The organism is Pasteurella canis (genome assembly GCF_900454865.1).
GTDB lineage: Bacteria > Pseudomonadota > Gammaproteobacteria > Enterobacterales > Pasteurellaceae > Pasteurella > Pasteurella canis.
On sequence record NZ_UGTV01000003.1, the window covers coordinates 1 to 8,363 of the forward strand.

Sequence of the window (8,363 nt, forward strand, 5' to 3'; positions counted from 1 at the left end):
GTGTCTTAGCAACTTGACTTCCAATCGCTCCTAGCCCAATAATAAGCACTTTTTTATCGTTAGATTTGGATGAAACGCACCTCGTCCGAAAAAATAATGATAGGATGAATTTTTGAAATAACCCAGTTTTTTTCTTATCGCAAAGTTCATATATTCCTTGCGTATTTTTGAAAAATTGGTCTTTCAAATCAATCATCGCAACTTGCCAGTGGATGTTTTGATTTTTTGTATTATATCCAATAAAAATAGGTATATATTTTTGTTGAATAGAAAAAGTAATTTTCCAAATCTCACTTAACATTTCTTGGTTAAATAAGGATTTAAATTCTTGCCAATTTGAAAATGAAAATCTATCATAATTTGATGGTCTTTTACCAATAAAGACATAAATCCCTGATAAATCATTTTCCTTGTTTGAGTAAAACGATGACCATTGGCAATTTCTTTGGGTAATATTATGCGTAAAAGATTGCACTAAATAATGGTACATATCCTTATCTTTATATTTTGATTTTGTTAAGAAAGTGTTGGTAACAATACCAATCTCATTTTGAGAAAATGATTCATCAATCTGTAAATTGAAAAGAAAAATATGTCTCTTTATAAGTACAATTTTCTGTGATTAGATGTTCATAATGCTCATCTTTTTCTTGGTTAATAACATATTTAACAATCCATTGTTTAATCGCTTGAAAATCCTGCTGTAATTTTTTGTGAAAAGTAATGCAATGTTGATTATGAAAACAAATTGCATTGTTCAACATTACATGGCTAAATTGTTTATACTCATCATCTTTTAGATAAAAGCCAATGGACTCACTATCACTGATTTTTAATGGGTAGGCTTGATCAATGATAATATTAAAATCAATAGGTTTATCTAATTCTTCAAAATCAAAAGTAATGTCAAAACTTACCTGCTCTTGTGAAAAGTGAAGGGCAGATAAATTTTGAATGTATGGAATGGATTGAATAGCTTGCTCTAATTCAATTTGCGAAAATTTCATATCAACCAAATCTTTGTGAAACTGGCGGTGTTGAAATTAAAACTGAACTTTTAAGACCATAAGCCTTATTCTCATCTTTATTATCTTCGGCCAAATTTTTCATTTAATGGGAGATAAAACTCTATTTGCTTCTCATTTGATTCAATTTGTTCCAACATAGATTTTAATCTGAAAACCAACATATTTTTCTCAATATCATCTAGCGATAATGCCAAATCGTTATTGCTGTTGCCAGGGTCTTTGAGTGTAAAATTTCGCTTTGAATATTATCAATAATATAATTTAGAACAGTTTTAAATTGTTCCCATAAGTTACCCTGTGGAGATGATTTTTCATAAGCCTTAATTACCAATAGTTCAATAAAAAAAGACTTGTATTTATATTGATGACAAGCTTTCCATATTTTTTAGCAAGCGAATAACTTTTCTTTCATTTTCTTTGGCTTTAATGTGTTCAATTTGAGCATGAATATTGGTTTTAAGATATCCATCACTTTGTGTTTTATGTAATTTAAGTTTTTTTCTACTGGAAATGAATCTTGACTTGTCTCTCTTGCAGGGACAACATCAATATTAATTTCATCTTCTTCATCAAAAGTCAAACCAATCGAAACACCTTGTTTTTTAATGGTCGTTTCATGCTGATATTTTTCAGTTAATTTTTCAAAAACATCTTCAAACATGTCTTCTAATGTTGAAAAAACATTGCGTTTAAATGGTACAACCAAATCCAAATCAAATTTGGTATTGATGGCGGTATGTTTTTTTATAACGAGCCAGAATTAAATGGCTCATAAATTTTACTACCATATTGTTCATTTAAAAATTGCTTAATCTCATCTCGTTTGGTGCGATATGTGTTAATCAACTCTTCAATATGTTTCATCCTGTAACTTTCTAGCACAGAGTTCAAGTAATCACTTTTATAGTTAGCCATAGTTAATCTCCATAAAATTTTCAGTACATAATAGATTATTTTGGGTTTTAATAAGCCCAAAATCGTTTTGCTTTTACTATATTGAGTCATGCTACAGGATTTCAAGCCTTAACAGATAGTAAAGATGCTTCTGATTAAAATATAAGGTGCTGTGCTAGATAACGACTAAAACTCGATTTGGGTTAAGATAGTCAAATAATAAATTTGTCGTCGCCAACTATTCAAGGCTGATTGCTAACTCGCATCATTTTACCACACTTGGGTAACACTGTGTTTTCCATCTAATACCATTTCAACACATTGCTTTTTATATTCAGGGGTAAACAATTTACCCATTTTGCAATTATCCATTTTGAGAAAGTTTATCAAAAAGAGTCTTGGTTTGTTGAAATTGGTTAGACCATTACTGTAAAAAAAGAGAACCCTTATCAATAAAGGATTCTCCATCTTTAATATAGATTTTATTTTACATTTTTAATTTATATGGAATTCAGAATGGAATATTATCTTCTTCAAAGCCCATGTCCATTGGTGGCTCACTTTGTGGTGCAGACTGTTGTGGACGGTTAGATTGTGAGCTAAAGTTATTACCATAGCTGCCACTAGTCGGCGAATTGTATTGTGGCGCAGAGGCTTGAGGTGCGTAACCACCTGCTTGTGGTCGATTCATTGCGGCTGTCTAGCATTTGGTAGTACATCGCCTTGAATCTCTGTTGTGTAGCGATCTTGACCATTTTGATCTTGCCATTTACGTGTTCTTAAAGCGCCCTTCTACATACACTTAGAGCCTTTACGTAAATACTCTCCAGCCACTTCAGCTTGGACGACGATAGAATACGATGCGATGCCATTCTGTGATTTCACGGCGTTCGTTAGTATTTTTATCAATCCAGCTTTCGCTTGTTGCAACGCTAATATTCGCTACGGCGTCCGCCATTTGGCATTGTGCGAATTTCAGGATCATTTCCTAAATTGCCCACAATGATTACTTTATTTACTCCAGCCATATAATCCTCTTTCTCATTTTGAATTGGGGTGAAAATTCTTATTATTTTGCCCTAAAATCACAAAAAAATCTATGCTTAAACAAGTTTAACTGGATATTTGCACAGTTATTTGAGAATGTGCGATAATGATCGCAATTTGAACACTTTCTAATGGCTTTTTGTATTTATGGATAAAATTGAAGTACGTGGGGCGAGAACCCATAATTTAAAAATATAAACTTAACAATTCCACGTGATTAAATTAATTGTATCACAGGGCTTTCAGGCTCAGGAAAGTCTTCTTTAGCATTTGATACTTTATATGCGGAAGGACAACGTCGTTATGTAGAGTCACTCTCTGCTTATGCGCGCCAATTTTTATCTTTAATGGAAAAGCCCGATGTGGATCACATTGAAGGTCTGTCTCCAGCTATTTCAATGAGCAAAAATCTACTTCTCATAATCCGCGCTCTACTGTAGGGACAGTCACTGAAATCCATGATTATTTACGTTTGTTATTTGCAAGAGTTGGTGAGCCACGATGTCCAACACATCAAGTGGCGTTAACGGCACAAACGATTAGCCAAATGGTTGATAATGTGTTGAGTTTACCAGAAGACAGTCGAATGATGCTGCTTGCACCTGTAGTGAAAGAGCGTAAAGGTGAGCATATCAAGTTGCTTGAGCAAATTGCGTCACAAGGCTATATTCGTGCTCGAATCGATGGTGAGATTTGTGATTTTCCGATGCACCTAAATTAGAATTACATAAAAAACATACTATTGAGGTCGTGGTAGATCGCTTTAAAGTGCGTGCTGATTTATCTACAAGGTTGGCAGAATCTTTTGAAACGGCGTTGGAATTATCTGGTGGTACAGCTGTAGTGGCTTCAATGGATGATGATAATGCAGAGGAATTAGTATTTTCAGCAAATTTTGCTTGCCCACACTGTGGTTATTCTGTACCTGAATTGGAGCCTCGTTTATTTTCTTTTAACAATCCTGCTGGTGCCTGTCCCACTTGTGATGGTTTAGGTGTACAACAATATTTTGATGAAAATAGGATTGTACAAAATCCAAGTATTTCTTTGGCGAGTGGGGCCGTAAAAGGCTGGGATCGTCGTAATTTTTATTATTACCAAATGCTGACTTCGTTAGCAAAACATTATGATTTTGATATTGAGCTGCCGTTTGAGCAGCTTCCTAAAAAAATCAAAAATATTATTTTACATGGATCTGGTAAAGAGGAAATTGAATTTCAGTATATGAATGATCGTGGTGATGTTGTAGTCAGACACCATGCGTTTGAGGGCATTTTGAATAATATGTCACGCCGTTATAAAGAGACAGAGTCAATGTCGGTGCGTGAGGAATTAGCTAAAAATATTAGTACTTGCCCTTGCCATGATTGTAGTGGTTCTCGATTACGTCAAGAAGCCCGTCATGTGTATATTGGTAGTACAAATTTACCAGATGTAGCAGAAAAAAGTATTGGGGAAACATTACGTTTTTTCAATGAAATGAGTTTAAACTGGGCAAAATTTCTCACCATTCGATTGTTTCGCTAGCCCAAAGACGGGCTTCTTGACGTCGAGAACCACTACAATCATGGCAAGGGCAAGTACTAATATTTTTAGCTAATTCCTCACGCACCGACATTGACTCTGTCTCTTTATAACGGCGTGACATATTATTCAAAATGCCCTCAAACGCATGGTGTCTGACTACAACATCACCACGATCATTCATATACTGAAATTCAATTTCCTCTTTACCAGATCCATGTAAAATAATATTTTTGATTTTTTAGGAAGCTGCTCAAACGGCAGCTCAATATCAAAATCATAATGTTTTGCTAACGAAGTCAGCATTTGGTAATAATAAAAATTACGACGATCCCAGCCTTTTACGGCCCCACTCGCCAAAGAAATACTTGGATTTTGTACAATCCTATTTTCATCAAAATATTGTTGTACACCTAAACCATCACAAGTGGGACAGGCACCAGCAGGATTGTTAAAAAGAAAAACGAGGCTCCAATTCAGGTACAGAATAACCACAGTGTGGGCAAGCAAAATTTGCTGAAAATACTAATTCCTCTGCATTATCATCATCCATTGAAGCCACTACAGCTGTACCACCAGATAATTCCAACGCCGTTTCAAAAGATTCTGCCAACCTTGTAGATAAATCAGCACGCACTTTAAAGCGATCTACCACGACCTCAATAGTATGTTTTTTATGTAATTCTAATTTAGGTGCATCGGATAAATCACAAATCTCACCATCGATTCGAGCACGAATATAGCCTTGTGACGCAATTTGCTCAAGCAACTTGATATGCTCACCTTTACGCTCTTTCACTACAGGTGCAAGCAGCATCATTCGACTGTCTTCTGGTAAACTCAACACATTATCAACCATTTGGCTAATCGTTTGTGCCGTTAACGCCACTTGATGTGTTGGACATCGTGGCTCACCAACTCTTGCAAATAACAAACGTAAATAATCATGGATTTCAGTGACTGTCCCTACAGTAGAGCGCGGATTATGAGAAGTAGATTTTTTGCTCAATTGAATAAGCTGGAGACAGACCTTCAATGTGATCCACATCGGGCTTTTCCATTAAAGATAAAAATTGGCGCGCATAAGCAGAGAGTGACTCTACATAACGACGTTGTCCTTCCGCATATAAAGTATCAAATGCTAAAGAAGACTTTCCTGAGCCTGAAAGCCCTGTGATTACAATTAATTTATCACGTGGAATTGTTAAGTTTATATTTTTAAATTATGGGTTCTCGCCCCACGTACTTCAATTTTATCCATAAATACAAAAAGCCATTAGAAAGTGTTCAAATTGCGATCATTATCGCACATTCTCAAATAACTGTGCAAATATCCAGTTAAACTTGTTTTAAGCATAGATTTTTTTGTGATTTTAGGGCAAAATAAATAAGAATTTTCACCCCAATTCAAAATGAGAAAGAGGATTATATGGCTGGAGTAAATAAAGTAATCATTGTGGGCAATTTAGGAAATGATCCTGAAATTCGCACAATGCCAAATGGCGACGCCGTAGCGAATATTAGCGTTGCAACAAGCGAAAGCTGGATTGATAAAAAATACTAACGAACGCCGTGAAATCACAGAATGGCATCGCATCGTATTCTATCGTCGTCAAGCTGAAGTGGCTGGAGAGTATTTACGTAAAGGCTCTAAAAGTGTATGTAGAAGGGCGCTTAAGAACACGTAAATGGCAAGATCAAAATGGTCAAGATCGCTACACAACAGAGATTCAAGGCGATGTACTACAAATGCTAGACAGCCGCAATGATCGACCACAAGCAGGTGGTTACGCACCTCAAGCCTCTGCGCCACAATACAATTCGCCGACTAGTGGCAGCTATGGTAATAACTTTAGCTCACAATCTAACCGTCCACAACAGTCTGCACCACAAAGTGAGCCACCAATGGACATGGGCTTTGAAGAAGATAATATTCCATTCTGAATTCCATATAAATTAAAAATGTAAAATAAAATCTATATAAAGATGGAGAATCCTTTATTGATAAGGGTTCTCTTTTTTTACAGTAATGGTCTAACCAATTTCAACAAACCAAAGACTCTTTTTGATAAACTTTCTCAAAATGGATAATTGCAAAATGGGTAAATTGTTTACCCCTGAATATAAAAAGCAATGTGTTGAAATGGTATTAGATGGAAAACACAGTGTTACCCAAGTGTGTAAAATGATGCGAGTTAGCCAATCAGCCTTGAATAGTTGGCGACGACAAATTTATTATTTGACTATCTTAACCCAAATCGAGTTTTAGTCGTTATCTAGCACAGCACCTTATATTTTAATCAGAAGCATCTTTACTATCTGTTAAGGCTTGAAATCCTGTAGCATGACTCAATATAGTAAAAGCAAACGATTTTGGGCTTATTAAAACCCAAAATAATCTATTATGTACTGAAAATTTTATGGAGATTAACTATGGCTAACTATAAAAGTGATTACTTGAACTCTGTGCTAGAAAGTTACAGGATGAAACATATTGAAGAGTTGATTAACACATATCGCACCAAACGAGATGAGATTAAGCAATTTTTAAATGAACAATATGGTAGTAAAATTTATGAGCCATTTAATTCTGGCTCGTATAAAAAACATACCGCCATCAATACCAAATTTGATTTGGATTTGGTTGTACCATTTAAACGCAATGTTTTTTCAACATTAGAAGACATGTTTGAAGATGTTTTTGAAAAATTAACTGAAAAATATCAGCATGAAACGACCATTAAAAAACAAGGTGTTTCGATTGGTTTGACTTTTGATGAAGAAGATGAAATTAATATTGATGTTGTCCCTGCAAGAGAGACAAGTCAAGATTCATTTCCAGTAGAAAAAAACTTAAATTTACATAAAACACAAAGTGATGGATATCTTAAAACCAATATTCATGCTCAAATTGAACACATTAAAGCCAAAGAAAATGAAAGAAAAGTTATTCGCTTGCTAAAAATATGGAAAGCTTGTCATCAATATAAATACAAGTCTTTTTTTATTGAACTATTGGTAATTAAGGCTTATGAAAAATCATCTCCACAGGGTAACTTATGGGAACAATTTAAAACTGTTCTAAATTATATTATTGATAATATTCAAAGCGAAAATTTTACACTCAAAGACCCTGGCAACAGCAATAACGATTTGGCATTATCGCTAGATGATATTGAGAAAAATATGTTGGTTTTCAGATTAAAATCTATGTTGGAACAAATTGAATCAAATGAGAAGCAAATAGAGTTTTATCTCCCATTAAATGAAAAATTTGCCGAAGATAATAAAGATGAGAATAAGGCTTATGGTCTTAAAAGTTCAGTTTTAATTTCAACACCGCCAGTTTCACAAAGATTTGGTTGATATGAAATTTTCGCAAATTGAATTAGAGCAAGCTATTCAATCCATTCCATACATTCAAAATTTATCTGCCCTTCACTTTTCACAAGAGCAGGTAAGTTTTGACATTACTTTTGATTTTGAAGAATTAGATAAACCTATTGATTTTAATATTATCATTGATCAAGCCTACCCATTAAAAATCAGTGATAGTGAGTCCATTGGCTTTTATCTAAAAGATGATGAGTATAAACAATTTAGCCATGTAATGTTGAACAATGCAATTTGTTTTCATAATCAACATTGCATTACTTTTCACAAAAAATTACAGCAGGATTTTCAAGCGATTAAACAATGGATTGTTAAATATGTTATTAACCAAGAAAAAGATGAGCATTATGAACATCTAATCACAGAAAATTGTACTTATAAAGAGACATATTTTTCTTTTCAATTTACAGATGTTGATGAATCATTTTCTCAAAATGAGATTGGTATTGTTACCAACACTTTCTTAACAAAATCAAA

The 8,363-nt window shown here is 34.2% G+C and carries 5 protein-coding genes and 6 pseudogenes; 5 read left to right on the forward strand and 6 right to left on the reverse strand.

All coding sequences use genetic code 11. The annotated features are described in order from the left end of the window. The 5 genes and pseudogenes from DYE19_RS11320 to DYE19_RS00105 form a co-directional block, all read right to left on the reverse strand. Positions 1-490: pseudogene (locus DYE19_RS11320) on the reverse strand (ThiF family adenylyltransferase); the annotation flags it as partial. Between the two features lie 76 nt (positions 491-566). Further along, complete coding sequence (locus tag DYE19_RS11325; RefSeq protein WP_218017977.1) at positions 567-1,007, reverse strand: hypothetical protein; 441 nt, start codon at positions 1,005-1,007, stop codon at positions 567-569. A 406-nt stretch (positions 1,008-1,413) separates the two neighbouring features. Continuing rightward, positions 1,414-1,689, reverse strand: a complete 276-nt coding sequence (locus tag DYE19_RS11330; RefSeq protein ID WP_218017978.1) for a hypothetical protein — start codon at positions 1,687-1,689, stop codon at positions 1,414-1,416. A gap of 83 nt (positions 1,690-1,772) precedes the next feature. Further along, positions 1,773-1,943 carry a hypothetical protein gene (locus DYE19_RS11335; protein WP_218017979.1) on the reverse strand — a complete coding sequence of 57 codons (171 nt, stop codon included), beginning with the start codon at positions 1,941-1,943 and terminating at the stop codon, positions 1,773-1,775. A 490-nt stretch (positions 1,944-2,433) separates the two neighbouring features. Next, a pseudogene (locus DYE19_RS00105) lies at positions 2,434-2,950 on the reverse strand (single-stranded DNA-binding protein). 166 nt (positions 2,951-3,116) lie between these two features. Here DYE19_RS00105 and DYE19_RS00110 point away from each other — a divergent pair. Further along, positions 3,117-4,460 (forward strand): annotated as a pseudogene (locus DYE19_RS00110) (UvrA family protein); the annotation flags it as partial. Between the two features lie 43 nt (positions 4,461-4,503). Here the strand turns inward: DYE19_RS00110 and DYE19_RS00115 are convergent. Further along, positions 4,504-5,754: pseudogene (locus tag DYE19_RS00115) on the reverse strand (UvrA family protein); the annotation flags it as partial. A 168-nt stretch (positions 5,755-5,922) separates the two neighbouring features. Here DYE19_RS00115 and DYE19_RS00120 point away from each other — a divergent pair. From DYE19_RS00120 to DYE19_RS00135, 4 genes and pseudogenes are all read left to right on the forward strand, one after another. Then, a pseudogene (locus tag DYE19_RS00120) lies at positions 5,923-6,437 on the forward strand (single-stranded DNA-binding protein). Between the two features lie 154 nt (positions 6,438-6,591). Next, positions 6,592-6,762 carry a transposase gene (locus DYE19_RS00125; protein ID WP_115322249.1) on the forward strand — a complete coding sequence of 57 codons (171 nt, stop codon included), beginning with the start codon at positions 6,592-6,594 and terminating at the stop codon, positions 6,760-6,762. A 164-nt stretch (positions 6,763-6,926) separates the two neighbouring features. After that, positions 6,927-7,859, forward strand: a complete 933-nt coding sequence (locus DYE19_RS00130) for a nucleotidyltransferase domain-containing protein (RefSeq protein ID WP_115322250.1) — start codon at positions 6,927-6,929, stop codon at positions 7,857-7,859. Position 7,860: 1 nt separating this feature from the next. Further along, a pseudogene (locus DYE19_RS00135) lies at positions 7,861-8,363 on the forward strand (ThiF family adenylyltransferase); the annotation flags it as partial.